This window comes from Streptomyces oryzae, from assembly GCF_017676365.1.
GTDB lineage: Bacteria > Actinomycetota > Actinomycetes > Streptomycetales > Streptomycetaceae > Streptomyces > Streptomyces oryzae.
The window spans coordinates 1-26,183 of the sequence record NZ_JADKMA010000014.1 but is presented as its reverse complement, the minus strand read 5'-3'; the positions used below and the strand labels follow the sequence as shown (position 1 = coordinate 26,183).

Genomic DNA, 26,183 nt, shown 5'->3' with positions numbered 1-26,183 from the left:
GACCGCCGGTCCGTGAGGGGCCGCCGGTCCGCGAGCGACCGCCGGTCTACAGTGAAGGACGAGGGGCGGGAAGAAGCGGAAGACGAGAACATGCCCTGAATGCTGGCGTCCGGCACGGAGGGCAGCCATGGTTCAGGCCCTCGCCGAAACGATGGCGCGGCACCGTGGGGGAGAGTAGTGACCCGGATCTGTTTCACCGCTGAAGACCTCGCCCGCGTCCGGTTCGCGTCCCGTCCGGCCCCGCTCCAGGAACTCAACGCGGCCATGAGCACTCTGTGCGGCCGGGACCACGCCGTGCTCCTCGGGCGCTGGAGACGGCGGCTCTTCCATGCCCTGCCGCCGGCCGCCGCGCCGTTCGCCGACCTCGTGCCGGCGGGGGAAGCTCCCGCGTTCATCGACATATTCAGCGATGACCTGAAGGACGGCCTGGAGTCCGTCCGGGCCTCCCGCCCCGAGCTGGTCCGTTCCGAACTGGAGCGCGTCCACGCCAAGCACCCGTCACCGCCCCCGAGATGGATCCACCGCCTCCACCGGGGCGACGCCGACGCTTGGCAGCTGCTGAGCCGCGCCCAGCACACCGCCTTCGAGACGGTGCTGCGCCCCGTGTGGCCCTTGGTACAGGACCTGCACCACCAGGAGTTCGTCCGTTACGCCGCGACCGTTGCCGAACGCGGCATCGGCGCCGCCCTCGCCGCGCTCGTTCCCGGAAGCCGTCTGACGGACGGCGTCTGGCACCTCGAAGCGCCCGGCGCGCACGACATCGCACTCGGCGGGCGGGGAGTGGTCCTGCTGCCAACCTTCCACCTGACCCGCCATCCCGTCGTCGCCGACCTGCCCGGCGGTCCGCTGCATGTGACATATCCGGCGGGTCCCGGCCTGCCGCTTCCGGTGTCGGCGGCAGGCCGCTCGGACGGCGCGCTGGCCGAAGTGCTCGGCCGGACCCGCCTGGAGGCGCTGCTTCTTCTCGCGGACGAGCACACCACCAGCGGACTCGCCCGGCGGCTGGGCGTCAGCAACGCCACCGCTTCGGCGCACACCGCCGCACTGCGCGGCGCGGGCCTGATCAGTACGGCCCGCGCCGGACGGGCCGTACTGCACCGGCGTACCGAACTGGGCAGCCTGCTGGTCCACCAGCGCCGGTCGCCGCCCGGCCGCCCCTCGAGCAACCACAAGGCAGCCGAGGGCTGCTGACGGCCGGGGAGGGGACGGAGCGCGGGTGTGGGGTGGCAGGGGCTACCAGCGCGGGGTGCGGGGCGTGGTCCAGCCGGGGTCGGCCACGCGCATCGCGGCGGCGTCGTCCCGGTCCCGCATCGTCCCGTCGTCGTCCAGCCACCGCTGGTGCAGCGGCGCGAGCTTGGCGGGGTCGAGCTCGACTCCGAGCCCGGGGGTGTCGGTGACGTCGAGGCAGCCGTCGCGGAAGGCGAGCCGCTCGGTGATGACGTCCTCGGTCTGCCAGGGGTAGTGGCTGTCGCAGGCGTAGTCGAGGTTCGGCACGGTGGCCGCGACGTGGGTCATCGCGGCGAGGCTGATGCCCAGGTGGGTGTTGGAGTGCATGGACAGGCCGACGCCGAACGCACGGCAGACGGCGGCGAGTTCACGGGTGTTGCGCAGCCCGCCCCAGTAGTGGTGGTCGGAGAGGACGACCTGCACGGCGTCCTTGGTGAACGCCTCGCGGATCTCGCCGAAGGTGGTCACACACATGTTGGTGGCCAGCGGAACACCGGCCTCCGCGGCGACCTCGGCCATCCGGGCCGTACCGCTGGTGGGGTCCTCCAGATACTCCAGAACGCCCCGCAGCTCCGTGGCCACATGCAGCGAGGTGGGCACGGACCAGGCGCCGTTGGGGTCCAGCCGCAGCGGCCGGCCCGGGAACCGCTCGGCCAGGGCGCGGATCGCGGCGATCTCCTGGTCGGGCTCGAAGACGCCGCCCTTGAGCTTGAAAGAGGTGAAGCCGTAGGTCTCGGCGAAGCGTTCGGCCTGGGCCACCACGCCCGCCGGGTCGGCCGCAGCGCCCCAGTCGTCCGCCTGGCCGCCCGCCGCGCGGGGGTGCTCCTTCCAGCGGTAGAAGAGATAGGCGCTGTACTCCACGCGGTCGCGCACTTTGCCGCCCAGCAGCGCGTGCACCGGCAGACCCGCCGTCTTGCCCCAGGCGTCCAGGCAGGCCACCTCGAAGCCGGAGACCACCGAGAGCCGCAGCTTGTCCGCCGTCTGCACGCCGCGCAGCCCGCCGACGTCCACCGAGTTCTCGACCCGCGCCGCGTTGACCGCGACCTCCTCGGCCAGCGCGGAGAGTCCGTTCAGCTCCGTGATCCTGTGTCCGGCCAGCTTGCCCGCCAGCGGCTGCGCGAGCTCCAGGTATTTGGTGTCCCCGTACGTCTCGCCGACTCCGGTCACGCCGTCCGCAGTGACCACCTCGATGATCAGGCGCGGGGTGTACGGCTGGTGCACGCCCTGGGTGTTCAGCAGCGGAGGGTCGGCCACCAGGATCGGGGTGAGCCGCACCTCGCTGATGACGAGCGAGCCGGCCCGCGGCGTCCGGCGCGGTCCGGACGCCGCGGCCGGCGTCGGAGTCGGTCTCGGTGTCGGGGTCATCGTCTCCCCATATGGATGACGTCTATGTATGGAGACGGAGATTAGAGTTGTGAACGAAGGTCGTCAACCATCCATCCGCCACCGGAGAGACGCCCCGCCGAACCCGCTCTAGCCCGCGGCGGCGGCCTCCGCATACTTCTTGACGAGCTCATAGGAGCGAACGCGCTCGCCGAGGCCGTAGACGGGCGTGGTCAGCATCAGCTCGTCCGCCCCGGTCTCGTCGGCGAGTTGAGCCAGCCGGTGCACGACGGTCTCCGGCCTCCCGGTGGCCTGCTGGGCGCGGAAGCCCGCAAGGGCCTGCCGCTCCTCGGCGGTGAAGGGGTGAGCTGCCGCCTGCTCGGGCGTGGGGAAGGGGACCTCGCTGGCTCCCTTGAGGAGTCCGGCCTTGACGACGTCCATCGGCCCGGCCAGCCAGGCGGCCTCTTCCTCCGTCTCGGCGCACACCGTCTCCACGCACACCAGCACCCGTGGCTGCTCGCACCAGCGGGACGGGCTGAACGCCGCCCGGTATCTCTCGAGGACCGCGTGGGTGTTGTCCGGCCGGATGTGATGGGCGACGGCGACCGGCAGGCCGAGCTCGGCGGCGAGCGTGGCCCCCGCGGTGGAGGAGGCCAGCAGCCACGGCTCCGGCAGCGGGCCCAGCGCGACCTCGTCCACCAGGAACGACAGGGCGGCGGACACGTCGTCCCGGTACTCCGCGTCCGTCGTAGGACCGGCTCCGCGGCGCAGTGCCCGCGCGATGGTCTCGTCGAAGGTGCCGGGGCCGCGGCCGATGCCCAGGTCGACGCGGTCGGGGTGCAGGGCGGCCAGCGTGCCGAACTGCTCCGCCAGCATCAGCGGCGCGTGGTTGGGGGCCAGCACTCCGCCGGAGCCGAGGCGGATCGCCGAGGTCGAAGCGGCGGCGTGGGCGATCAGTACGACGGGAGGGAAGGCGCCGATCGCGGGCGAGTGGTGGTGCTCGGCGTACCAGATCCGGTGGTAGCCCAGCCGTTCCATCTCCTGTGCGAACGCCGCGGTGTCCCGCAAGGTGTCCGCGACTTGGGCGCCCGCTTGGACGACCGCGACTTCCAGTGCCGAAAGAGGTATGTCCACCATGTCCCTCAGCATAGAGATCATGAGTGGCCGACGGGGGCGGTTCCCTCTCCTCGAAGCGGCCGGTCCCCTCCTCAAGGGGCCGGCGCCCCATCAAGGGCTCGGCGCGGTCGCCACCTCGCGGGCCAGCCGGAGCAGTTGAGGGAGCGCCGGGTGGGCCGGGGTGCCGCGGCGCCAGGCCAGGAACAGCGGCACCGGCGGGGCGTCGGTCAGCGGACGGTAGGCGATCGTGGGGTGGGTGTGCAGGCGGGGCGTGGCCGTCGTCGAGATCCCCACGGCGCGGCCCACGGCGATGGCCGTCAGCCACTCGTCCGTGTTGACGACCTCGATGGTCGTCGTCGGACGCACAGCCGCGGGCCACAGGTCGAGCGTCGTGGTGCCCGCGACGGTGTTCAGCGCGATCGGCCACTCGGTGAGGTCCGCGAGCGTGAGGGAACCGCGCTCCGCGAGGCTGCTGTCGGCGGGTACCACCGCCACTCGCTCCTCCTCCAGCAGCAACTCCGTGACCAGGCCGGGTGCCGTCACCTCGCCGCGCAGCAGCGCGGCGTCGACCTTGCCCCGGGTGAGCCCGGCCGTACGGTCGTCCACCCGGCGCAGCTCCAGCGGCACCTCGGGGTACTCCGCGTCCCAGCGGCGCAGCAGCGGGACGGTCAGGTCTCCGAGCGCGGCCCAGGGGTGCCCGAGCCGCAGCGGCAGGGCCGCCAGTGAGTTCGGGTCGAAGGCCGTCTCCACAGCGGCCAGCGCGGCGGCGGCCTTGTCGCCGAAGCGGCGGCCGGCGGCGGTGAGCTCCAAATGGTGTGTGGAGCGGTCGACCAGGCGGACGCCGAGATGGCCCTCCAGCTGGCGCAGCGTACGGGAGAGGGCGGGCTGACCGATGTGCAGCCGGGCCGCGGCGCGCGTGATGGTGCCCTCCTCGGCGATGGCGAGGAAGGCCCGCAGGTGACGGAGCTCCATGGTCATGCCTACGAAGCATAATCGCGCTTCAATAGGCATTTCACGCCGCGCGGCGGACTTCATAGCGTGAGGCACATGACGAACCCGTCCTCACAGACACCGACGCCGGGCGCGCAGTCCGCACCAGTGCCCGGCACCGCGGCGGCCGGCCGCTCCCCGCTCCGTACGGTGACCGCACCCGCAGGACCCGGCAGCCTCGGCGGCATCGGACTGGTGCTGGCCGGCTCCCTCTCGGTGCAGTTCGGCTCCGCCGTGGCCGCACTGCTCTTCCCCCGCGCCGGCGCGCTCGGCGTGGTGGCTCTGCGCGTGGCGATCGCGGCGGTGCTGCTGCTGATCGTCTCCCGTCCCCGGCTGCGCGGCCACAGCCGTACGGACTGGGCCGTCGCTGTCGCCTTCGGGGTCGCGCTCGGCGGCATGAACATCCTCTTCTACCAAGCGATAGACCGGATTCCGCTGGGCCCCGCGGTGACCCTGGAAGTCCTCGGCCCGCTGCTGCTGTCCGTCGTCGTGGCGCGTCGCGCGCTGAGTCTGGTGTGGGCCGGGCTCGCGCTCGTGGGCGTCTTCCTGCTCGGACAGAGCGGCTTCGGCGAACTCAGCCTGGCCGGTGCCGGGTTCGCGCTGGGGGCCGGAGCGATGTGGGCCGCGTACATCGTCTGCAACGCGCGCGCCGGGGCCCGCTTTCCCCGGCTCGAAGGGCTGGCCGTGGCGATGAGCGTGGCCGCGCTGATGAGCCTGCCGCTCGGGATCGGCTCCGCGGGCACGACGCTGCTCCAGCCGGGCGTGCTGGGGCTCGGGCTGGCCGTGGCCCTGCTGTCCTCTGGAGTGCCCTACTCCCTGGAACTGCTGGCCCTGCGCCGGCTGCCGGCGCCCACCTTCGCGGTGCTGATGAGCCTGGCCCCGGCCATCGCTGCGCTGGCCGGCTTCCTGGTCCTCGGCCAGACGCTCTCCCTCCCGCAGTGCCTCGCGATCGCCCTGGTGGTGGCCGCCAGCGCGGGTGCCGTACGGACGGGGGAAGCGGCCCGGAAACGCGAGTGAGAGGGGCTTACGGGGCCGTGGCTGGCGGGGCTGCGGCGTGCCCGGCTGCGGCTTGGCCGGCGGCGCCTTGGGCGGCTTGGGCTTGGGCTAGGGCTTGGACGGCGGCGCCTTTGCGCAGAACGAGTTCGGCGAGGGCCTGAGGCGCTCCCGCCTGCCCCCGTGCTCCCGGAAACGCGTTGATGTCCACGATCAGTGGTCCGTCGGCGGTTTCGATGAGGTCGAGGCCGTACACGTCCAGACGGAAGACCGACCCGACCTTCCGGGCCAGCTCGTACCACCCCTCGGGAACGTCGTCGGGGCCGAGCGGCACGGCCGGACCGCGCTCGGCGCCGGCCAGCTCCGAGCGGCGCAGCGCTGCGAAGAGCTGCCCCGCAATGACCCAGACCTTCCGGTCCCAGCCGTCGTTCGCCGTGAACGGCTGGACCACCACCGGCTCGGCAGCCCACACGGCACACAGAGCTCGCAGGTCCTCCGCGCCGTCGACGCGGGCGACCAGGTCTCCGCGCCGGCTGTGCCGGCTCTTGACGACGACCGGGCGGGCAAGCCGCGTCCCGGCGAGTTGCCGCAGCGCGCCCACGGTGCGGGTCCGTGCGAACGGCAGCCCGGCCCGGCGCGCCAGCGCGGCCATCTCCGTACGGTCCTGGCACAGTTCGGTCGCGGCGGCCGAGTTGAGCACCACCCCGCCCCGGTGCTCCAGAGCGCGGGCCAGCGCGATCGCGCGCGGCGTGCGGGCTTTCAGCAGGTGGACGTCGGCAAGCGGGCCGCCGGGCACTTCGGCGTACGGGGCCGGGCCGTCCGAGGCCTCCGGATCGATCACCTCCACCTGGTGGTGCGGACTCAGCAGCGCGGTGGTGGCGGACAGGAGCGGATGGCCGGGCCGGGAGGTGATCAGTGCGACCCTCACCGGACGTCACCGGCCGCCGCGGTGGCCTGCACCGGAACCCTGGCGGCCTGCGCCGAGCCGGCGGACGCGGGCCGGGGAGCGGCAGCCGGCGGCGGAGGCGGTTCGGTGGGCCCGGAATGCGCCAGGTCGAGGATCGTGTGCGCCACCCGCGTCACCGCGTCGGGCACCTGCCGGAAGCTCGGGAAGTCGTTCACGTCGACGACCACAGGGCCGTCCGGCCCGAGCAGCACGTCCACGCCGTACAGGTCGAGCCCGTAGACGTCTCCCGTCTCGGCCACCAGATCGGCGATCTCGGCGCTCAGCGGCACACGCTCCTCGGGGGCCGACAGCTCGGGGTGCAGCGGGGAACACCGCTGGGTGGCGAACAGTTCACCGCCGACGCTGTAGACCTTCAGATCCAGGCCGGAGTTGGGCACGTACGGCTGGGCTATCAGCACCCCCTCCCCGGCCAGTTCGCCGCTCAGCTGCGGCAGCAGCTCCGGCGACGACACCAGCCGCACGCCCCTGCCCGCGCTCCCCTCGGCCGGCTTGACGACCAGCGGGAACGCCGCGCCCGGCAGCTCAGCGAACAGATCCGGCCGCGGCGCAGCGTAGGTGACGGGAACGGGCAGGCCGCGGCTCCGGCCGACGGCCGAGGCGAGCGCCTTGTCCCGGACGCCGCGGATCGAGCGCGCGTCGTTGACCGTGACCAGCCCCGCAGAGGCCGCCGCCTCCAGCAGCGTCAGACCAGGGCCGCCGGAGACCGTCTTGAGCACCCAGGCGTCGTGACTGCCCGCCCGGATGTCCTCGGAGACCCGTATCAGCGAGCTGCCGGGCCGGAGCACGTCCACACCATGCCCCCAGGCTCTGAGCCGGTGAATCACTTCCCTGGGCATACCGTCGTAGCGGTATTGCTCCTCCACCAGGAAGCAGAGCCTCATACGTTGCCGCCCCTCTCCATGCACCGGACGCCCCGGAAAGCTGTCCGGCGTGCTGCTGACATCCGAACTGCATGATCCATCCCGGCGTCTGGCGAACAGTCACCGCCCCGCAGCCGGCAGGCCGACGGCACCACAGTGGTGGGCGGCGCCCCGGGAACAGCGGGAAAAGCGGGGGTGTGGGGCAGCGGCGTGAGGGCGGTGGCTACCGTATCCGCGGCGATCCCTCGGCGGGCTGCAACAGGAGAGAAAACATGGGCGGGGACAGGACGACAGTGGCAGGCGGCATGGCCACAGCTCTCGAGTCTCGGCAGCAGCCACCGGTATCGGGGGCACGGAAGTCCCTCAGCTCGCTGCTGTGGGCCGTGGTCCTCCCCGCCTCGATGATCCTGGGCGCGGGGATCGGCCAGTGGCTGCTCTGGCTCGGCGTGGTGCTCATGCTGGCGGTGGTCGCGTCCGCCGCGTGTCTGATCGGCGGTCTCTGGCACCGCGCGGGTGCCGCGACGCTCGTGGCGTTCGCCGGCTTCGCGCTGATGCTCTTCGCCGGCCCCGCGGTGTACGAGGTCTATATGAAGACCGTGGGCGATCCGGTCGCTGCCGTGGTGACCGAGGTGACCGACCAGCACAACCGCCGCGGCCCGGACATGTTCTGCACCGTCGAGGAGACGGGCGGCGACCACGAGACGTACGAGGTGTCGCAGCAGGAGAACTGCTTCGGGCAGGCCGAGAAGGGCGACCGCGTCGAGATCCGCAAAGATCCGCTCGGTCTGCTCGACCCGCGGCTGCCCGACGGCCCCGACCAGCGGAACACCACGGAGATCACTCTCGGGGTCACGACTGGTCTCACCGCGCTGATCGCCGCGGCGACGTTCTACGCGGGGCAGCGTCGGCGGAGGGGGTAGTCCAGCGGCGTCAGCGGCCGGCCCGTGGGAGGGCGGCCACCGCCCATTTCGCCCGTGTGGACAGCTTGCTGAGCGCCTTCGCCGACTCCTTGCCGATCGTGTCGAGCAGCAGCCTCGCGTGCGTCATCGTGGTCCGGGCCAGCTCACTGTCGCCTGCCCCGGCAGCGGCCAGCGTCAGCTCCAGATGCTGCTCGGTGATCAGCCTGCCGAGCCCCCGGCGGTGCCACTCGGAGACCGTCTCGTCCGGCACGGATCCCGCTGTGCCATCGGTGCCACCGGCTCCGACCGCGGCTCGCGCCGCCTCCAGCGCCCGCGCCGCTGCTGTCAGGTCGCCCTTGCCGCGCTCCAGCCTGGCCAGTGCGTACGCCTCCGAGGCCCGCTCCCATGCTGTGTCCTGGAGCGAGAGGAGGTGGGACTGGGCGCGGGCCGCCTGGGCGTGGTCGCCGATACGCTCCAGCGCCCGGCTCAGCTCGCGGAGCCGCTCCGCGTCCGGGCCCGTGTCGTCCAGCATGCGGATGAGGGCGACCCGTGCGTGCTCGACGCGCCCCTGTCGGCGGGCCAGTTCGATCCAGGTGAACTCGCTCTCCGCGGCCACCTCGCGCCCGTGCCGCTTCCCCTCCTGGGCGTGGGCCCAACGCACGGCCGATGCGCTGTCGGTGACCTGCCCTGCGGTGGCCGACCGCAGCAGCGGCACGTCCCGCTCCTGCCCGTGCAGGGCCACCAGCATCGCGGCCAGCCGCCGCTCCTCGTACCACTCCGTCCGCTGGGCGCACTCGCGTTCCAGCAGAAAGCGCAGCAGCGGCAGGTCGCCTGCCCGGCGGTCGAACTGCGCCGCCCGCAGCACCCCCGCGCGCAGCACCGGGTCGTCGGCCGACTCCGCCCATGCGCCGGCCCCGGACCGAGCATCGGAATCGCCCGAGCGCATCCGCTCCAGCACCTCCCGGCCCGGCCCGAGGACGATCTCGTGCAGCGGCTGCCGGAAGGGCTCCTCCAGCCGGTACGCCAGCAACTCCCGGGAGTTGAGCAGCACATGGTCCGGTTCGGTACGCCGGGTGGCGGCATCCGACATGGCCGCGAGCTCGGCAAGGGGCCGGTCCGGCAGACCCAGACCGCTGAGCAACGCCGTCCGCTGCGCCTCCAGCTCGTCCAGTTCGGGGGCCAGTTCCTCCCGTATCCCGTCGTCCGCCGCGCGGACAGCGGCCATCAGTTCCTCCTCGCTCATCTCCGCGGAGACGTCCTCGCACCACCATGGCAGCCTGATGAGCATCTCCAGCGCCTCACCGACGCTGTCCGCGACCAGCGAGGCGTACCCGTCGCAGGACGCGTGCAGCACGGCCGTTCCGCCGCACAGGAAGTACGTGCCGCCCGTGTCGTCACCGGCGATCGGCTCCAGCGACGCACCCGAGGCCAGGTGCACCTCTTCGAGGTGATACGCCCGGCTCAGGTCGAAGCCGAAGGGGAACGCGGCCAGTTCCGCCAGCTCCGGGCGGGTGCGCAGCACTTCCAGCGCGGGATCGGTCATACGGCCGCACCCTAACGAGGGCAGCGGCTCAGCAGCCCACTGGCCCGGTCCTGAGGCCGGCGGTGGTCGTGACGACCGGGGCAGCGAAGAGCGCGTGTGCCGCAGTGACCGGGAGACGAAGTAAGGTTCACCTAAGTAGTAGCCCCCGAGTTCCGGAGCACCGCATGTCGATACGCCCTGGCCGCCGCAGACAGCGCACTGCCGCAGCCGTCGCCCTCCCTGTCGCCCTCGCGCTCGCGCTCGCACTGTCCGCCTGCGGCGCGTCCGACGGCTCCGGCGGCTCGTCCGGCGGCAAGGGCAAGTCGAAGGAGAAGGTGGCGCAGGGCGGAGAGGACTTCGCCGGCGCGGCCAAGAAGACAGCCGCGTTCGGTACGGACGCCGAGCCGGGGCAGTTCCCGCGCACCATCACCCACGCCATGGGCAAGACGCAGATCAAGAAGCCGCCCCGGCGCGTGGTCGTGCTGGACGTCGGGGAGTTCGACAACGCCGTCTCCCTCGGGGTCAAGCCGGTCGGCCTCGCGCCCACCGAGGGCGACAACGCCATCCCCAGCTACCTCAAGAAGCAGGCGGGCCACCCGAAGAGCGTCGGCACCATCAACAATCTCAACCTCGAGGCCATCGCCGAGCTCAAGCCCGATCTGATTCTCGGCAGCCAGCTCCGCGCCGCCGACAAGTACAAACAGCTCTCGGCCATCGCACCGACGGTCTTCTCCATCAGGCCCGGCTTCACCTGGAAGGAGAACTTCCTGCTGAACGCCGCGGCTCTCGACCGTACGAAGCAGGCGAAGGCCGAGCTCGGCGCGTACGAGAAAAAGGCCGAGAAGCTCGGCGACGACCTCGGGGACGACAAGCCCACCGTCTCGATGGTCCGCTACATGCCCGGCATGATCCGGCTGTACGCGAAGGCGTCGTTCATCGGCACCATCCTCCACGACGTGGGCCTGCCCCGGCCGAAGAACCAGCAAGTCAACGACCTCGCAACCGAAATCAGCTCCGAGCGGATAGACGAGGCCGACGCGGACTGGATCTTCACCGGCGCCTACGGCGACCCGAAGGCGACCGACCGGGCCAAGGCGCAGGACAGCCCCCTGTGGAAGAACCTGCGGGCCGTCAAGAAGGGGCAGGCGAAGGACGTGAAGGACGAGACCTGGTATCTGGGTCTCGGCGTGACCGCCGCCGACAAGGTCCTCGACGACTTGAGGGGTTACCTGGTCATGTAGTCCCCCGAGGGCCCCGCACACACGGGTCGACCAGGACGGCCGCCGACCGGCGGGCCGCAAAAGTGTTTGACGCTGCCCTGCGTACGGCGGTCGGATGGCGCTCATGAGCACAGAGCAGCCGCACCCCGGCCGGCACCGCACCGGCGACGGTCTCGTGCGGCGCCTGGTCGCCGGGCAGTTCCCGCAGTGGGTCGGACTGGCGGTGCGGCGGGTTCCGTCCGGCGGGACGGTCAACGCCATATACCGGCTGGGCGACGACATGACCGTACGGCTGCCGTTGGCGAAGGGCGGGGCCGAGGATGTCTCGAGGGAGCAGGAGTGGCTGCCCCGGCTCGCCCCTCAACTGCCCACCGCAGTCCCCGAACTGCTCGGGGCCGGGGCACCCGCCGAGGGGTACCCGTGGCCGTGGTCGGTGTACCGGTGGCTGCCGGGGGAGAACCCCGAGGCGGGGGCGTTGCGCGAACCTGTACTGCTGGCCCGGGATCTCGCCGGGTTCGTGACGGCGATGCGGAGCATCACCCTGCCGGGGGCGCCGGTGGCCCACCGCGGCGGACCCCTCGCCTCGCTCAACGCCGAGACGCGCGCCGCGATCGAGGAACTGCGGGGTGTCCCGCAGGAAGACGTCGACTGCGATGCCGCGACCGCCGTATGGGAGGACGCACTGCGGGCCCCGGGCCAGGACGCGCCGCCGGTCTGGCTGCACGCCGACCTGATGCCGGGCAATCTGCTGGTGGAGGGCGGCAGGCTGACCTCGGTGATCGACTTCGGGTGCCTGGGAACGGGCGATCCGGCCTGCGATCTGTTCCCCGCCTGGAATCTGCTGCCGCCCGAGGCGAGAGAAGCCTTCCGCCGGGCACTCGACGTGGACGACGCGACGTGGGCCCGCGGCCGGGCACGCACCCTCTCGCAGGCCCTGATCGCGCTGCCGTACCACCGAGGAACCAACCCGTCGATGGCGCGCAACGCCCGGCACGTGATCAGGGCGGTGCTGAGGGAGACCGGAGCCTGCTGACGCCTTGGCCCCACTGCTGGCGGCCCGCACCCGCGCGTTGCCGCGCACGTTGCCCCCTCCAAGCGCGGCAGCCATGCCGGGCAGGCAGGCCCCGCCGGGCGAGCCCTAGCAGACGGCGGCCGTGCGGGGAAGTGGGGCGGCGCCTGTCGATCGTGCAGGCGGTTCGTACGGTTCCCTGCGAATTCGCTTGATTGTGCGCGGGACCGGGGGACTCCACGCTGGGGTGTACCGCTCGGGGTGAGTTCGTGTTCCCCCCCGTTGCGCCGGAATTCCCCTCTGCCTGTCCCGACGGATCCTGAGGAGCGCCATGCCTGCCCGAGTGACGGATCCCTTGCTCCAGCCCTTTTCGATAAAGAGCCTCACCCTGCGCAACAGGGTGGTCAGTACCTCACACGAACCGGCTTTCGGGGAAAAAGGTCTGCCCCGTGACCGCTATCGGATGTACCACCTGGAAAAGGCTCGCGGCGGGGTCGGACTGACGATGATCGGCGGTTCGGCGGTCGTGTCACCCGACAGCCCGCCGTCCTTCGGTAATCTGCTGCTCTACCGCGACGACGTGGTGCCCTGGCTCCGCCGGCTGGCCGACGATGTGCACGCTGCCGGGGCCGCGGTCATGTGCCAGATCACCCACCTGGGACGGCGCACCAGCAACTACGCGGGCGACTGGCTGCCCGTCCTGTCGGCCTCCCCGTTGCGGGAACCCGCCCACCGGGCCTTTCCCAAGGCGGCCGAGCCGTGGGATCTGGACCGCATCGTGCGGGATTACGCCGACGCCGCCGCACGCTGCGAGGAAGGCGGTCTCGACGGCATAGAGATCCAGTCCTACGGGCACTTCTTCGACAGCTTCCTCTCTCCGACGACAAACCGCCGGACCGACGCATTCGGCGGCACCCTCGCGAACCGTATGGCCTTTCCGCGCCGGGTGATCCGCGCGATCCGGTCCGCCGCCGGGTCCGAATTCGTGGTCGGTATCCGCATGATGATGGACGAGGACCGGCCGGACGGACTGACCTTCGACGAGGCGCTGGTGGCAGCCCGGTGCTATATCGAGGACGGCATCGATTTCGTCAGCACCATCAAGGGATCGATCGAGAGTGACGCATCCCTGGCGCGGGCGATTCCGTCCATGGGTACGCCCTCGGCACCGTTCCTGGAGTTCACGGCGGAGGTCAGACGCCGGCTGGACGTGCCAGTGATGCACGCCGGCCGCATCGCCGATGTCGCGACCGCGCGGCATGCCGTACGGGAAGGGATGCTCGACCTGGTTGGCATGACCAGGGCCCAGATCGCCGATCCGCATCTCGTGGCGAAAGTCGCCGCCGGAGACGAGGACCGCATCCGGCCATGTGTCGGAGCCAGTTACTGCCTGGACGCGATCTACGACTCCGGTGACACCAAGTGCATCCACAACGCCGCCACAGGGCGAGAGCTGCGCCTGCCCCACACCGTCGAGCGAGCGCCCGAGCGGAAGAAGGCCGTGGTCGTCGGCGCCGGGCCCGCGGGGCTCGAAGCGGCCCGGGTGCTGGGCGAACGCGGACACGACGTCGTGCTGTACGAGGCAGCGGACCTGCCCGGCGGGCAGATCCGCATGGCCGCCTCGAACAGCCGCAGACGGGATCTCCTGGGCATCGTCGACTGGCGTGTCCACGAGTGCGAGGTGCTCGGTGTCGATCTGCGGTGCGGGGTGTTCGCCGAGGCGGAGGACGTGCTCGCGGAGCGCCCCGACGTCGTCCTCGTCGCCACGGGTGGACTGCCCGACCCCTCCTTTCTCGCGCAGGGCGCCGACCTCGTGGCCGACACCTGGGATGTGCTCAGCGGGGCTCTGCGGCCACGCGGACGGGTGCTGGTCTACGACGACAACGGTGGCTGCCCGGCCCTGGACGCCGTGGAGGTGCTGGCCCGTCAGAACGCGGGCCGGGGCGGCGTCGTGATCGAGTACGTGACGCCGGAGCGCACGCTCGCGCCCGACGTTGGCAGCATGAACGCGCCCGCCTATCTGAAGATCTTCGCCGAGCACGAGGTCGGCACCACGCCGGCGCACCGGCTGCTGTCCGTACGCCGCAGGAAGGACGGGCAACTGAGCGCGACTCTGCGCAGCGAGTACGCGGCCAAGGAGACGGAACGCCTCGTGGATCACGTCGTGGTCGAGCACGGAACGCTGCCCAACGCCGATCTCTACTGGGAACTGCTGCCCGGGTCCGGCAACCTCGGCCGGCTGGACCACCGCGCGCTGCTGGCCGGGGAACCACAGCCGGACGCCGGCAACCCGCGGGGCCGTTACCAGCTGTTCAGGCTCGGCGACGCCGTCACCAGCCGCAACATCCACGCCGCGGTGCTCGAAGCGCTGCGGCTGTGCTTGCCGATGTGACCGTGTCCGCCGATGTGATCGCGAGCAAGCCCGAGAGGAGACGAACGTGACACCACTGGGAAGCGCCATACCGCCCCAGGCCCGAGCCCGGGTACGGGACGCGGTGGCGCGACGGGCCACCGGACGCAGCCTGGAAGGCCCCTTCTACACCGACCGGGAGTTCTTCGACGTCGACATCGAGGCGGTCTTCGCCCGCCAATGGCTCTTCGTCGCCGTGGACGCCGAGCTGCCCGAGCCGGGCGACTGCACCACGGTGGAGATCGGGCCTTACTCGGTCATCGTCCTGCGCGACGACGACACCCTCCGGGCGTTCCACAACGTCTGCCGGCACCGAGGCGCCCGCATCCTGGACCCGGGAGGCGGTTCGACGGGCAACCTGGTCTGCGGCTACCACAAGTGGACGTACGGAACGGACGGCACACTCCTGCACGCCCCCTCGCAGCCCGCGGACTTTGACCCCGGCTGCTTCGGCCTCAGGACCGTACACGTCCGCAGCGTCGGCGGCCTGGTGTTCGTCTGTCTCGCCGAGGAACCCCCGGCCGACTTCGCCGAGGTCGCCGCCCGTATCGAGCCCTACCTGCGTCCGCACCAGCTGCGCCGGGCCAAGGTGGCGGCCCGCACCGACCTGGTCGAGGACGGCAACTGGAAACTCGTGATGGAGAACAACCGGGAGTGCTACCACTGCGACGGGCACCCCGAGCTGCTGCGCACGTTCTTCCCCACCTACGGCTACACCGAGGACAACGTGCCCGCACAGCTGCGTCCGGCGCACGAACGCTATCTGCGGGCCGACGCGGAGATGCGCGAGACGTACGAGAGGCTGGATCTGCCGTACGCGCTCATCGAGGAGCTGCACATCCGCCCCACCGGGTTCCGCATCCAGCGCGACGCCCTCGACCTGGCCGGGGAGTCCTTCACCCCCGACGGCGCAGCCGCTTGCTGCCGCCTGCTCGGCGACCTGGCCACGCCACGGCTCGGACATCTGGCTCTGCACATGCAGCCCAACTCCTGGTTCCACGTCCTCGGGGACCACGCGATCACCTTCGGGGTCCTCCCTCTCGCCCCGGACAAGACATTGCTGCGCACCACCTGGCTCGTGCACCAGGACGCCACCGAGGGCGTGGACTACGACCCGGACACGCTGCTGAGGGTCTGGACGGCGACGAACGAGCAGGACGCCCGGCTCGTCGCCCGCGCCCAGCAGGGCGTCTCCAGTCCGGCGTACGAGCCGGGTCCGTACGCGCCGACGGAATACCAGGTCGAGGCGTTCTGCGCCTGGTACATCGCCCGACTGCGCGAGGAACTGCAGCGATGACCGGCGTGCGCACCCTTCCGGTGGCCCCTGAAGCGCTGCGGCTGCTGACCGCGCTCCGCGAACAGGACGGTGCGACGGACCACACGCTGGTCTGCACGAGCGTCCACAGCGTCACCCGCGCTATGAAGACCTTCGTCTTCGAACCGGCCGAGCCCGCTCTCTTCCGCCATGAGCCGGGCCAGCACCTCGTGTTCACCTTCGAGATCGACGGCCGGCAGCTCAGCCGCTGCTACACCCTCTCCTCCCCGCCGACCCGCCCGCACGTCGCCGCGATCACCGTGAAACGCGTCCCCGGGGGGCGGGTCTCGAACTGGCTGCACGACCGGCTGGCTCCGGGCCGGACGGTTCGCGCCCGAGGTCCGTTCGGCCGGTTCTCGCTGACCCGGCACCCGTCGCCCGGCTACCTCTTCCTCTCCGGCGGCAGCGGGATCACGCCCCTGATGTCCATGACCAGGACCCTGTACGACCTGGCGTCCCCGGCGGACGTGGTCTTCGTTCACAGCGCCCGCACCCCCGACGACATCCCCTACCGGCAGGAGCTGGAGCTGATCGCGGCGACCGCGCCGAGTCTCCGGGTCACTCATATCTGCGAGGACGACGGGGAAACGGAGCGGTGGCGCGGTTACCGCGGCCGTCTCACCCTCGGCTTGCTGCGGCAGATTGCCCCCGACCTGCGCCGCCGGGAAGTGTTCAGCTGCGGGCCGCCGGGCTATATGCAGGCCGTTCGTCGGCTGCTGTGCACGGCAGGGCACCCGCAGGACCGCCACCACCAGGAGACCTTCGAGGCCCCGCACCCCGCCCCTACCTCGGCCGACTCGTCGGCGGACTCGGGCGGGGCGGGGAAGTTCGCGGTGCAACTCTCGCGCAGCGGGACGACTATCGAGTGCGACGTCGGCACACCGGTGTTGGAGGCCGCGGCACGCGCGGGTATCACCCTTCCTTCCGCCTGCGGTCAGGGCATGTGCGGCTCGTGCGTGACCACCCTGGAGAAGGGATCGGTCGACATGCGGCACAACGGCGGCATCAGCCCCCGGGACGCCGCGCAGCACAAGATCCTCCTGTGCTGCTCAACTCCCCTGGAAGATCTGGTCATCGATGCCTGAGCAGGCAGGTGGCCGCCAGTGCGGCAACCCCCAGGCCGACGCCGGCTCAGCTCGATCCCGCAGCGGACCGTGCAAGCTGATTGCATGATCGACCCTCGGCTCCGGATCCTGCAGATGGTCGCCGAACACGGCACCGTGACGGCCGCGGCGCGGGTGCTGCACTACACGCCCTCCGCCGTCTCCTACCAATTGCGCCAGCTGGCCGCCGAGGTGGGCGCGGAACTGGTGGTCCAGCAGGGCCGCGGCATCCGGCTGACGAACGCGGCCCGCGTACTGCTGCAGCACGCGGAGCGCCTACAGGAGCAGTGGGAGCTCGCCCGGGGCGAGTTGGCGGCCGTGGGAACCGAGCCCACCGGCAGGCTCACGCTGTGCGGGTTCTCCACCGCGGCCAGCCGGCTCTTGCCACCCGCCGCGGCCGGACTCCGCGACGCCCACCCGCAGCTGACGGTCCGGATCATCGAAGCCGAACCCGACCGCTGCTTCGACCTGCTGCTCTCCGATGAGGCCGATCTCGCGATGCTGGTGGTCACCGCGGATTCACCGCCCATGACCGACAACCGCTTCGACCAGCAACCGCTGCTGGACGACCCGCTGGATCTGGTCGTTCCGTGTGACCACCCCCTCACCCGGCAGCAGCGGGTGACGCTGGCCGACGCTGCGCGGGAGCCGTGGATCCTCGGCAACCCCGGCACGACCTACCACCAGTTGGTGCTGGCCGCCTGCATGAGCGCGGGCTTCACCCCGCACATTGCCCATTACGCGGACGAGTGGGACACCGGTACCGCGCTCGTCGCCCACGGTTTCGGGGTGATCCTCGTACCGCGGCTGGCCCAGCTGCGCGGGGACGCGCCGGTGGCGCGCCTCCCGTTGCACGGCGAACCGGCCCCGGCCCGTCGCATCATGTCCGTCACTCGGCGCGGCGCCCGCGGGATACCCACCCTCACGCGCGCCCTGGAGACCATCACCGCGACCGCGGAGGAGCTGCTGCCGAAGCGGGGGCGGTGACGGACAGCGCGACCCCCGGGCGTCCACGCCCCAGGCGTAACCCGGGCCTCACGCCCCGGGCGTAACCCGGGCCTCACGCCCCGGGCGTGAGGCGTTCGCGGATTTCCTGGGCCGCCTGCCGGGCCCGGGCGCCCAGTTCGGCGAAGCGGGATTCGGGGACGCGGTCCCGTGGCCCCCACACGCTGACGACGGCGACGGGATGGTCGCCCCTGTCCAGTACCGGAGCGGCGACCCCGTACAGCTGCGGTTCGAGTTCGCCGACGCTGACGCTGTAGCCCTGCGCGCGCACCTTGGCGAGTTCGGCGTGCAGGGCCTCCCGGTCGGTGCGGGTCGTCTCGGTGTACTCGGCCAGCGGACCGGAGAGCAGGGCCTCGACCTCCCCGGGCGTCTGCCAGGCCAGCAGCGCCTTGCCCGCGGAGGTGGCGTGGATCGGCACCTGCCGGCCGAGCCAGCGGGCGCTGAGCACCGCGGGCGGTACCACCTCGTCGACGTAGGTGAGTCCCAGCCGCCGGGCCACCGCGAGGTTCGCGGTCTCGCCGGTTTCCCGGCACAGTCGCTCCAGCACATCGTGGGAGCGGCGGATCAGCCCCTCCACGCCCGCGGTCGAGGCCAGCCGGCTGATCGCGGATCCGATGGTGTACCGGTTGCCGGCCGGGTCGCGCTCCACCATCGCGTGATGTTCCAGGGTGGCCAGCAGCCGCCAGGCCGTGGCCCGGTTCAGTCCGCACTCCGCGGCGAGTTCGGCGACGGGACGGCCCTCGGGCGCGCTCGCCGAGACGGCGTTGAGCAGCGCGATGGCCCGCTCCAGGGCCTGCACCCGGCCCCCGCCCTGCCGTGCGCCGCCCTGCCCGTCAGGGGTGTCCTGCCCGTCCGGGGCTTCCAGCGCGTCCGGCGCGTGCGCCGCGTTCATCTCCGTGCCTCCGCTCTCTTCCGTCCGCTCCGCGAAGCGTAGTCCCGCACCGCAGGGGGGCCGTTACGCGCACCGCGCGGGGCTCTCGTGGACGCCCGCTGTCCCCTTGACGCGCCCGAAACGCCACCCGTAGCGTCGCGTAATACGAGCCGCCACCGCACATTATGCTACCCCGTGCAGGGCGGCAGCCGACCAACGACGGCGATCTCCGGGTGGGCAGATGGCAGAGAATCCAGCACGAGTGGTCACCCCGTACGAGGGGACGGGCCACCGGCCGTGGGACGACGCGGCGCCCGTGCCGGCGCCGCTGGCGCTGCACAGCACTCCGGTACGGCCGGAATGGGTGGACTACAACGGGCACATGAGCGAGTCGTGCTATCTGCGCGTCTTCGGCGACAACTCCGACGCGTTCTTCCGCTACCTCGGCATCGACGAGGAGTACCGGGCGAACGGCGGGTCGCTCTACACGGTCGAGACGCATCTGCACAACAAGCGCGAGGCCGCTGAGGGGGAACCGCTCAGGCTCACGCTGCAGCTGCTCGACCACGACACCAAGCGTGTGCACCTCTTCCACGAGACGCGGCACGGCGCCGACGGCACCCTGCTCGCCACGGCCGAACAGATGCTGCTGCACGTCGACACGGGGCAGGCCCGCGCCTGCCCGCTCCCGGGTGAACTCCTGCGCCGGCTCGGCGCGATCCAGACCGCGCACGACGCACTGCCCGTGCCCGAGACGGTCGGCAGGCCGATGGGCATACCCGGCGACCGCAGCCGGGCGGTCCGCCGGCCGACCACCAGGTGAGGGAGAGGGAAACCATGGACTTCGAGCTCACCGACGAGCAGCGCATGATCGCGGAGACCGTCGGCAAGTTCGTGCGGACCGAACTGGACCCGCACGCCGACGAGGTCGAGCGGCTGGACGACGTACCGCCGGAACTGGCCCGCACCATCCGCGAGAAGGCGCTCGGTGCCGGCCTGTACGCGGCGAACATGCCCGAGGAGATCGGCGGTGGCGGACTCGACGCCGTCAGCATGACCCTCGTCGAGCGGGAGCTGGGAAAGACCAGCTTCGCCCTCCAGATGCTCGTCGCCCGCCCCAGCAACATCCTTCAGGCGTGCGAGGGCGAACAGCGCACCCGCTACCTGCTGCCCGCGGTCCGCGGCGAGCGGCACGACTGTCTCGCCATGACCGAGCCGGGCGCCGGCTCCGACGTGCGCTCCATGCGGACACGGGCCGTACGCGAAAGCGGCGGCGACGGCGGCGCCTGCGGCAGCGACTGCTACGTGCTCAACGGCAGCAAGCACTTCATCTCACACGCCGACATGGCCGACTTCGCCATCGTGTTCGCCGCTACCGGCACCGAGGAGACGGCGCGCGGCACCAAGAACCTCATCACCGCGTTCCTGGTGGACCTCGACGCACCCGGCGTCGAGGTGCGGCGCGGCTCGGGCTGCGTCTCGCACCGCGGCTACCACCAGTGCGAGCTGACCTTCACCGACGTCAGGCTCCCGGCCGGGCAGCGGCTGGGCGAGGAGGGCCGCGGGTTCGCGCTCATGGGGGAGTGGCTTGGTGCCAGCCGGCTCCAGGTCGCCGCGACCAGCGTCGGCCGCGCCCGCCGCGTCCTGGATCTCACCCTCGACTGGGCCGCCGAACGCGAGCAGTTCGGGCAGCCCGTCGGCCGGTTCCAGGGCGTGAGCTTCCCGCTCGCGGACCTGGCCACCGAACTGGAGGCCGCCGAGCTGCTGACCCTGCGCGCCGCCTGGAAGCAGGACGGGGGCACCATGACCGACCGCGACGCGGCCATGGCCAAGCTGTACGCCTCCGAAGCCCTGGGCCGCATCACCGACCAGGCGCTCCAGACCTTCGGCGGCATGGGACTGATGGCCGAACTGCCCATCGAACGCTACTGGCGCGACGCCCGCGTCGAGCGCATCTGGGACGGCACCAGCGAGATCCAGCGGCACATCATCTCCCGCTCCCTGCTGCGTCCCCTGGGCGCCTGATGACGGCAGGCGCCCACCCACTGAAGCGCCTGCTGGCGCCCCGCCATATCGCCGTGTACGGCGGCGCGACAGCTGCCCGCGTCGTACGCCAGTGCCGGGCCGTCGGCTACGAGGGCGAACTGTGGCCAGTCCACCCGCGCCGCGACCACATCGAAGGGCTGCCGTGCCACCTCAGCACGGGCGAGCTCCCCGCGGCGCCGGACGCCGCGTTCCTCGCCGTACCCGCCCGGGCCACGGTGGACGTCCTCGCCGCACTCGCCCGGCGCGGGGCGGGAGGGGCGGTGTGCCACGCGTCCGGTTTCGCCGAGGACGGCCCGGGCGGCGCCGCGCTGGAGGACGCGCTGCGCACCGCCGCCGGTGACATGCCGGTGATCGGCCCCAACTGCCTCGGCGTCCTCAACTACCTGGACGGCACCGCACTCTGGGCCGACCAGCACGGCGGCGCCCGTACGGACAGCGGCGTCGCCGTCATCACCCAGAGCGGCAACATCGGCCAGAACCTCACCATGCAGCGCCGCGCCCTCCCGCTCGCCTACCTGATCACCGCCGGGAACAGCGCGGTCACCGACACCCCGCAGCTGATCGAGGCGCTGCTGGAGGACCCGCGGGTGACCGCCATCGGACTGCACCTCGAAGGGATCGCGGACCCCGCCGCGCTCGCCCGCGCCGCACTGTCCGCACTGCGGCGCGGAGTGCCCGTGGTGGCGCTGAAGACCGGCACCTCGACGCTGGGCGCGCAGACGGCCATGAGCCACACCAGCTCCCTCGCCGGGCCGGACGAGCTGTGCGAAGCGCTGTTCCGCCGCACCGGAGTCGCCCGGGTGCCGGAGATCGGCACCTTTGTGGAGACACTGAAGCTGCTGCACGTCCACGGACCACTGACCGGCGGCCAGGACCCGGCGGGACGTGCCCGGATCACCTCGGCCAGTTGCTCGGGCGGCGAGGCGGCCCTGCTGGCCGACACGGCGCAGCGGCACGGGCTCGAACTCCCGCCGCTCCCACAGCGGTCGGCGGCGCGGCTGCGCGAGGTGCTGGGCGACCAGGTGCACATCCGCAACCCGCTCGACTACCACACCTACATCTGGGGCGACTTCGCCGCACAGCGCGAGTGCTTCACCGCTCTCCTCGGCGCCGGCTGCGACCTGAACGTCCTGCTGCTCGACATGCCGCGCGCCGACCGGTGCGAAGCCGACGCCTGGACCACCACGCTGGACGCCTACGCGGCGGCACAGCGCCGCACCGGCGCCCCGGCCTGCGTCGTCGGCTCCCTGCCCGAAGGGGTGCCCGAACCTGTCGCCCAGCAGCTGCTGTCGCAGGGCATCGCCCCGCTCCAGGGGCTGGCCGACGGCGTACGGGCCATCGCCGCGGCCCACCGGATAGGCGCGGCTCGGCGTACGGTGGACCAGGCACTGCCGCCGGCAGGGCCGGTGCGGCAACCGCGCACCGGACGCGTCGAGTTGCTGGACGAGTACGCCGGAAAGCAGGAGCTGGCCGGATATGGCCTGCCCGTACCGGACAGCGCCGTTGCGGCACCCCGCGAGGCCGCGCGGGTCGCCCGGACTCTCGGCTTCCCCGTCGCGGCCAAGGCCCTCGCCGCCGACCTGGCGCACAAGAGCGAGGCGGGCGGCGTGCACCTGGGGCTGACCGACCAGACAGCGGTGGAGGAAGCCGTCTCGGCCATGGCCGGGCTCGCCGACAGCTTCCTGATCGAACGGATGGTGCCGGACGCGGTCGCCGAACTCTTGGTCGGCGTGCACCACGACCCGGCCTTCGGCCCGGCGCTGACCCTGGGAGCGGGCGGCGTACTGGTCGAACTGGTGCGGGACACCGCCACACTGCTGCTTCCCGCCACCGACGAGGAGATCGCAGCCGCTCTCGCCACGCTGCGCGCCGGGCCGCTGCTGCGCGGCTTCCGGGGCCGCCCGGCCGGCGACGTACCCGCCGCGGTCGCCGCCGTCCAGTCCGTCGCCGGCTACGTACGGGATCACCCCGAGGTCACCGAACTGGACGTCAACCCGCTGCTCGTACTGCCCGAAGGGCAGGGCGCGATCGCCGCGGACGTACTGATCAGCCGCCTGGCCCCCCAGCGGGCGGACCGCCCGGACGCACCGGAATGACGGAGAAGAAAGGTATGGAACACCATGGACCCCGTACGGCTGGACGTGGACAGCGGCGTACTGCTGATCACGCTGGACCGGCCGAAGGCCAACGCCATCGACGCCGCGACGAGCCACGCCCTGTACGCGGCCTTCGACCGGCTGCGAACCGACGGCACCCTGCGCGCCGCCGTGGTCACCGGTGCCGGGGAGCGGTTCTTCTCCGCTGGCTGGGACCTGAAGGCGGCAGCCGAAGGCGAGGCCATCGACGCGGACCACGGCCCCGGCGGATTCGCGGGGCTGACCGAGCTGTTCGACCTGGACAAGCCGGTGATCGCCGCGGTGAACGGGCTCGCACTGGGCGGCGGCTTCGAACTCGCCCTCGCCGCCGACCTGATCGTCGCCGAAGCGCACGCGGAGTTCGCCCTGCCCGAGGTGAAGGTCGGCATGATCGCCGACTCGGGCGGTGTGCTGCGGCTGCCCCGCAGACTGCCGCGCGCCGTGGCGACGGAGCTGCTGCTCACCGGCCGGCGGCTGGACGCGGCCGAGGCGGCCCGGTGGGGTCTGGTCAACCAGGTCGCCGAGCAGCCCGGCACCGCCGTGGAGCGGGCCCTCCGCCTGGCACACACCCTCCGCGAGGGCGCACCCCTGGCGGTGGCCGCCGTGAAGGAGGTGCTCCGTGCGACGGAGCACCTCCCCGTCGAGGACGCCTACGCCCTGATGCGCGGCACCGGCCTGCCCCGGTACCGCACCATGCTGGCCTCGGCCGACGCCCGGGAGGGCCCGCGCGCCTTCGCCGGGAAGCGGGCACCGCGGTGGACGGGGACGTGAGGGCGGTCGGCGTACTCACCCCGCCGAGGGCCGGACCACCACCTTGAGGTGGGCCGGGTCCTTCGCCGGGGCCTGTAGCGCGTCGGCCGTATCGGACAGCGAGAAGCGGCCGGTGAGGATCCCGTCGAGGTCTACCTGGCCCGTGGCCGCCAGGTCCAGCGACGTGGGGAAGGCGTGCGTGTGCCGGAAAGCCGTGACCAGATCGATCTCCCAGCGCTGCGGATGCGCCAGCGGCAGACCGTCGACGCCGGGTGCCGCCTGCCCGACGACGGTGGCCCGCGCGGCGGGCTTCAGCGCGCGGATCCCCTCCCAGAGCGCCGCGGGCTGTGGCAGTGTGCGGGCGGCGGGTGTCGTCGTGGCTGGGCACTCCCCCAAGTTCTCGGCTTCGCTCGAACAGGGGGGACCCCCATCGCGGTGGAGCCGCACATGAATACAGCCCGCGCCCCTTCGGGGCGCGTCAGCCTGCCCGTACCGGCCCGCAGCGCCTCAGCGGGGGTGGCGGGAGCCCGTGCGGAAGCCGATCATGCGCCAGATCCGGATCTCGCGGGCGAGGCCCGGGAGTTCGCGGAGGAACATCGCCAGGACCAGTACGCCGATCGCCGCGATCTGGCCCGTCAGGATGCGCTTGGCCGTGCAGGGGCCGGTGTGCCGTCGCTGCTTCATGTGCCGCTCCTCGGTTCCTGAGATCCTCGCTTCTTCCTTTCCGGGCCCCTCAGCCGGGCGGGATGCTAGGCATGATCTTCATGAGGGAGTTGTGCTTCTTCCAGTGGATGCCGGTCGAACGCCGGGCATCTGCTGTGCCGTCCTTGTGGTGGCCCGGCTGGCGGTTGTAGAGACCCTTGTTGCCCTGGTGCATGCCTCGCACATGGGTGGGGGTGTCCGGTTTCACGTGGGGTTTCCCGACGCGGATGCTGCCCATGGCGCCTCCTCGCGCTCCTCGTTCTCCACGGTGCCGCGTTGTTGCCTCGGCCTCCGTCTCAGTCCCGGCGTTCGGTCAGTCCGGCGAAGAACCGGTCGACCTCGGGCCATACCCGGCTGCCGCCGGAGAGGCCCCGCCACTCCCGGCGTACGACGGCGACCATGCGGAAGCAGTCGTCGACCGGGACGATCCAGTGCTGTTCGCGGCCCTGGACGGTGTTGACGAGCAGCGCTTCGACGTCCGCCGCCAAGGTGGCCAGTTCGGGGCAGTGCGCCACGGTCTCGCGCCACGCTTCGGGGTCGGGCTCCCACCGGGTCGGCCCGGCCGGACTGGGGTAGTGGGCGCGTACACCGCCGTCGGCGCGCGGCACGAAGAAGGCGAGCCCGACCGGAACGCCCAGCGGCGCGGTCGGCACCGGGGCCAGGCGCAGGCGCCGGCGCGGAATCAGCCGGTAGTGCCCCTCGCTGGCGGCGTCCCGCGCGAACAGCAGCGAGCACGGTTGGCAGGCGCACAGCACCTGGTCCGCTGCGGTGTCGAGCAGGTGCCGGTGCTGGTCGGCGGGGACGGGGGCCGCGCACAGGTCGCAGCGTTCCGCGTCCTCGCCCCGGCCACCGGGCTGGTCGGCGGCCTGGCGGATGACGCGGGCGAGGGCGCCGGAGGTCATGCCGTCCCCGCGGTCGGTGCGCAGCTGGGCGCCGCAGGAGCAGCGGCGGCGGGCAGCAGCGACTCCAGCGGGATGAACGCGGCGGCCGGTTCGTCCGGTACCCGGCGTACGTCGGAGAGTTCGGGCGCGGCGGCCAGCACCGCCTCGCGTACGGCTTCCTCGATGCCGGAAGCGGAGCAGCCGCAGCCCGTGGTGGTGAGCCGCACGGAGGCCACCGACCCGTCGACGCCCACGAGTTCGACGGCGGCGCCGCGCTCGCGCAGCACCTTCGCGATGCGGTCGACGGCGGCCGCGACGCGGCGCTCGGCCGGCTCGGGGTGCAGTTCGTGCAGCACCAGCAGATGGCCCACGAGCTGGTCGTCGGTCAGCCGGGCGGTCAGTTCGGGGCCGGCCAGATCCCGGACCCGCGCCAGCGCTTCGCCGTACAGCTCCGTCAGCCCGCGTACGGCCTCCAGTGCCGCGTCGGCGGACGGTCCGGCCAAGCCCTCGACACGGGCGAGGAGTTCGTCGAGGCGGGCCAGGCGCTGTTCGACGTCGGCGTCGGTCAGCCGTGGAGCGTCACCCATGTCCCGCTCCCGTCCCGGCTCCCGCGCCGAACATCGGGGAGTGCGTCTGCTGCAGCTCCCTGCCCTTGCCGAGGTACATGTGGACGCCGCAGGGGAGGCAGGGGTCGAAGCTGCGGACGGTGCGCATGATGTCGACGCCCTTGAAGTCGTCCGGGTCGTTCTCCTCGAAGATCGGCTGGCCCTGCACGGCGTCCTCGTAGGGGCCGAGGTTGCCGTAGTTGTCCTGGGGGCTGGCGTTCCAGGGGGTGGGCG

At 72.1% G+C, this 26,183-nt stretch carries 26 protein-coding genes; 13 read left to right on the top strand and 13 right to left on the bottom strand.

What is annotated here, in order from left to right; all coding sequences use genetic code 11:
- Positions 1 to 177: 177 nt before the first annotated feature.
- Entirely contained in the window at positions 178 to 1,191 is a 1,014-nt protein-coding gene (locus tag ITI46_RS04800) for an ArsR/SmtB family transcription factor (RefSeq protein ID WP_209238113.1), read from the top strand.
- Between the two features lie 42 nt (positions 1,192 to 1,233).
- Here the strand turns inward: ITI46_RS04800 and ITI46_RS04795 are convergent, their stop codons facing one another.
- The 3 genes from ITI46_RS04795 to ITI46_RS04785 form a co-directional block, all read right to left on the bottom strand.
- Complete coding sequence (locus tag ITI46_RS04795) at positions 1,234 to 2,592, bottom strand: glucarate dehydratase family protein (RefSeq protein ID WP_209238112.1); 1,359 nt, start codon at positions 2,590 to 2,592, stop codon at positions 1,234 to 1,236.
- Positions 2,593 to 2,700: 108 nt separating this feature from the next.
- Positions 2,701 to 3,687 (bottom strand): LLM class flavin-dependent oxidoreductase, encoded by a 987-nt coding sequence (locus tag ITI46_RS04790; protein WP_209238111.1) that lies wholly within the window; start codon positions 3,685 to 3,687, stop codon positions 2,701 to 2,703.
- 90 nt (positions 3,688 to 3,777) lie between these two features.
- On the bottom strand, positions 3,778 to 4,644 hold the full coding sequence (locus ITI46_RS04785; protein ID WP_209238110.1) for a LysR family transcriptional regulator: 867 nt from the start codon (positions 4,642 to 4,644) through the stop codon (positions 3,778 to 3,780).
- Positions 4,645 to 4,713: 69 nt separating this feature from the next.
- On the opposite strand from ITI46_RS04785, the gene ITI46_RS04780 reads away from it, so the two are divergent.
- Positions 4,714 to 5,673, top strand: coding sequence for an EamA family transporter (locus ITI46_RS04780; RefSeq protein WP_209238109.1), 960 nt, complete (start codon positions 4,714 to 4,716; stop codon positions 5,671 to 5,673).
- 7 nt (positions 5,674 to 5,680) lie between these two features.
- On the opposite strand, the gene ITI46_RS04775 is transcribed toward ITI46_RS04780, so the two are convergent.
- Both ITI46_RS04775 and ITI46_RS04770 read right to left on the bottom strand, forming a co-directional pair.
- On the bottom strand, positions 5,681 to 6,577 hold the full coding sequence (locus ITI46_RS04775) for an ATP-grasp domain-containing protein (RefSeq protein ID WP_209238108.1): 897 nt from the start codon (positions 6,575 to 6,577) through the stop codon (positions 5,681 to 5,683).
- Positions 6,574 to 7,497, bottom strand: a complete 924-nt coding sequence (locus tag ITI46_RS04770; RefSeq protein ID WP_209238107.1) for an ATP-grasp domain-containing protein — start codon at positions 7,495 to 7,497, stop codon at positions 6,574 to 6,576. The genes ITI46_RS04775 and ITI46_RS04770 overlap by 4 nt, the downstream gene beginning before the upstream one ends.
- Positions 7,498 to 7,748: 251 nt before the next feature.
- On the opposite strand from ITI46_RS04770, the gene ITI46_RS04765 reads away from it, so the two are divergent.
- Positions 7,749 to 8,396, top strand: coding sequence for a hypothetical protein (locus tag ITI46_RS04765; RefSeq protein ID WP_209238106.1), 648 nt, complete (start codon positions 7,749 to 7,751; stop codon positions 8,394 to 8,396).
- 10 nt (positions 8,397 to 8,406) lie between these two features.
- Here ITI46_RS04765 and ITI46_RS04760 read toward each other — a convergent pair whose 3' ends face one another.
- Positions 8,407 to 9,918: a hypothetical protein gene (locus tag ITI46_RS04760; RefSeq protein WP_247745479.1), complete on the bottom strand. Its 1,512-nt coding sequence runs from the start codon at positions 9,916 to 9,918 to the stop codon at positions 8,407 to 8,409.
- Between the two features lie 164 nt (positions 9,919 to 10,082).
- On the opposite strand from ITI46_RS04760, the gene ITI46_RS04755 reads away from it, so the two are divergent.
- The 6 genes from ITI46_RS04755 to ITI46_RS04730 all read left to right on the top strand — a co-directional run bounded on the left by ITI46_RS04755 (position 10,083) and on the right by ITI46_RS04730 (position 17,941).
- Entirely contained in the window at positions 10,083 to 11,138 is a 1,056-nt protein-coding gene (locus ITI46_RS04755; protein ID WP_209238105.1) for an ABC transporter substrate-binding protein, read from the top strand.
- A gap of 103 nt (positions 11,139 to 11,241) precedes the next feature.
- Positions 11,242 to 12,150, top strand: a complete 909-nt coding sequence (locus ITI46_RS04750; RefSeq protein ID WP_209238104.1) for an aminoglycoside phosphotransferase family protein — start codon at positions 11,242 to 11,244, stop codon at positions 12,148 to 12,150.
- 307 nt (positions 12,151 to 12,457) lie between these two features.
- Entirely contained in the window at positions 12,458 to 14,518 is a 2,061-nt protein-coding gene (locus ITI46_RS04745; protein WP_209238103.1) for an NADH:flavin oxidoreductase, read from the top strand.
- A gap of 46 nt (positions 14,519 to 14,564) precedes the next feature.
- Entirely contained in the window at positions 14,565 to 15,833 is a 1,269-nt protein-coding gene (locus tag ITI46_RS04740) for an aromatic ring-hydroxylating oxygenase subunit alpha (RefSeq protein WP_307808058.1), read from the top strand.
- Positions 15,830 to 16,936 carry an FAD-binding oxidoreductase gene (locus tag ITI46_RS04735; RefSeq protein WP_209238102.1) on the top strand — a complete coding sequence of 369 codons (1,107 nt, stop codon included), beginning with the start codon at positions 15,830 to 15,832 and terminating at the stop codon, positions 16,934 to 16,936. Before ITI46_RS04740 ends, ITI46_RS04735 begins: the two co-directional genes overlap by 4 nt.
- An 84-nt stretch (positions 16,937 to 17,020) precedes the next feature.
- Positions 17,021 to 17,941, top strand: a complete 921-nt coding sequence (locus tag ITI46_RS04730) for a LysR family transcriptional regulator (protein WP_209238101.1) — start codon at positions 17,021 to 17,023, stop codon at positions 17,939 to 17,941.
- 73 nt (positions 17,942 to 18,014) lie between these two features.
- Here the strand turns inward: ITI46_RS04730 and ITI46_RS04725 are convergent, their stop codons facing one another.
- Positions 18,015 to 18,851: an IclR family transcriptional regulator gene (locus ITI46_RS04725; protein ID WP_209238100.1), complete on the bottom strand. Its 837-nt coding sequence runs from the start codon at positions 18,849 to 18,851 to the stop codon at positions 18,015 to 18,017.
- Between the two features lie 220 nt (positions 18,852 to 19,071).
- Here ITI46_RS04725 and ITI46_RS04720 point away from each other — a divergent pair, with 220 nt between their 5' ends.
- Genes ITI46_RS04720 through ITI46_RS04705 form a run of 4 tightly spaced genes read left to right on the top strand, consistent with a single transcriptional unit; the run spans position 19,072 to position 23,782 of the window.
- Complete coding sequence (locus ITI46_RS04720; protein ID WP_209238099.1) at positions 19,072 to 19,653, top strand: thioesterase family protein; 582 nt, start codon at positions 19,072 to 19,074, stop codon at positions 19,651 to 19,653.
- A 14-nt stretch (positions 19,654 to 19,667) separates the two neighbouring features.
- On the top strand, positions 19,668 to 20,855 hold the full coding sequence (locus ITI46_RS04715; RefSeq protein WP_209238098.1) for an acyl-CoA dehydrogenase family protein: 1,188 nt from the start codon (positions 19,668 to 19,670) through the stop codon (positions 20,853 to 20,855).
- On the top strand, positions 20,855 to 22,972 hold the full coding sequence (locus ITI46_RS04710) for an acetate--CoA ligase family protein (RefSeq protein WP_209238097.1): 2,118 nt from the start codon (positions 20,855 to 20,857) through the stop codon (positions 22,970 to 22,972). Before ITI46_RS04715 ends, ITI46_RS04710 begins: the two co-directional genes overlap by 1 nt.
- A gap of 24 nt (positions 22,973 to 22,996) precedes the next feature.
- Positions 22,997 to 23,782: an enoyl-CoA hydratase-related protein gene (locus tag ITI46_RS04705; protein ID WP_209238096.1), complete on the top strand. Its 786-nt coding sequence runs from the start codon at positions 22,997 to 22,999 to the stop codon at positions 23,780 to 23,782.
- 15 nt (positions 23,783 to 23,797) lie between these two features.
- On the opposite strand, the gene ITI46_RS04700 is transcribed toward ITI46_RS04705, so the two are convergent.
- The 6 genes from ITI46_RS04700 to ITI46_RS04675 form a co-directional block, all read right to left on the bottom strand.
- Positions 23,798 to 24,157: an MDR/zinc-dependent alcohol dehydrogenase-like family protein gene (locus ITI46_RS04700; protein ID WP_209238095.1), complete on the bottom strand. Its 360-nt coding sequence runs from the start codon at positions 24,155 to 24,157 to the stop codon at positions 23,798 to 23,800.
- A gap of 111 nt (positions 24,158 to 24,268) precedes the next feature.
- Entirely contained in the window at positions 24,269 to 24,445 is a 177-nt protein-coding gene (locus ITI46_RS04695) for a hypothetical protein (RefSeq protein WP_209238094.1), read from the bottom strand.
- 49 nt (positions 24,446 to 24,494) lie between these two features.
- Positions 24,495 to 24,701 carry a hypothetical protein gene (locus ITI46_RS04690; protein ID WP_209238093.1) on the bottom strand — a complete coding sequence of 69 codons (207 nt, stop codon included), beginning with the start codon at positions 24,699 to 24,701 and terminating at the stop codon, positions 24,495 to 24,497.
- Between the two features lie 58 nt (positions 24,702 to 24,759).
- Positions 24,760 to 25,365: a DUF5947 family protein gene (locus tag ITI46_RS04685; RefSeq protein ID WP_209238092.1), complete on the bottom strand. Its 606-nt coding sequence runs from the start codon at positions 25,363 to 25,365 to the stop codon at positions 24,760 to 24,762.
- Positions 25,362 to 25,931, bottom strand: coding sequence for a NifU-related iron-sulfur-binding protein (locus tag ITI46_RS04680; RefSeq protein ID WP_209238091.1), 570 nt, complete (start codon positions 25,929 to 25,931; stop codon positions 25,362 to 25,364). The genes ITI46_RS04685 and ITI46_RS04680 overlap by 4 nt, the downstream gene beginning before the upstream one ends.
- A partial coding sequence (locus ITI46_RS04675; RefSeq protein ID WP_209238090.1) for a nickel-dependent hydrogenase large subunit occupies positions 25,924 to 26,183 on the bottom strand: 260 nt, incomplete at its 5' end. The genes ITI46_RS04680 and ITI46_RS04675, both read right to left, overlap by 8 nt.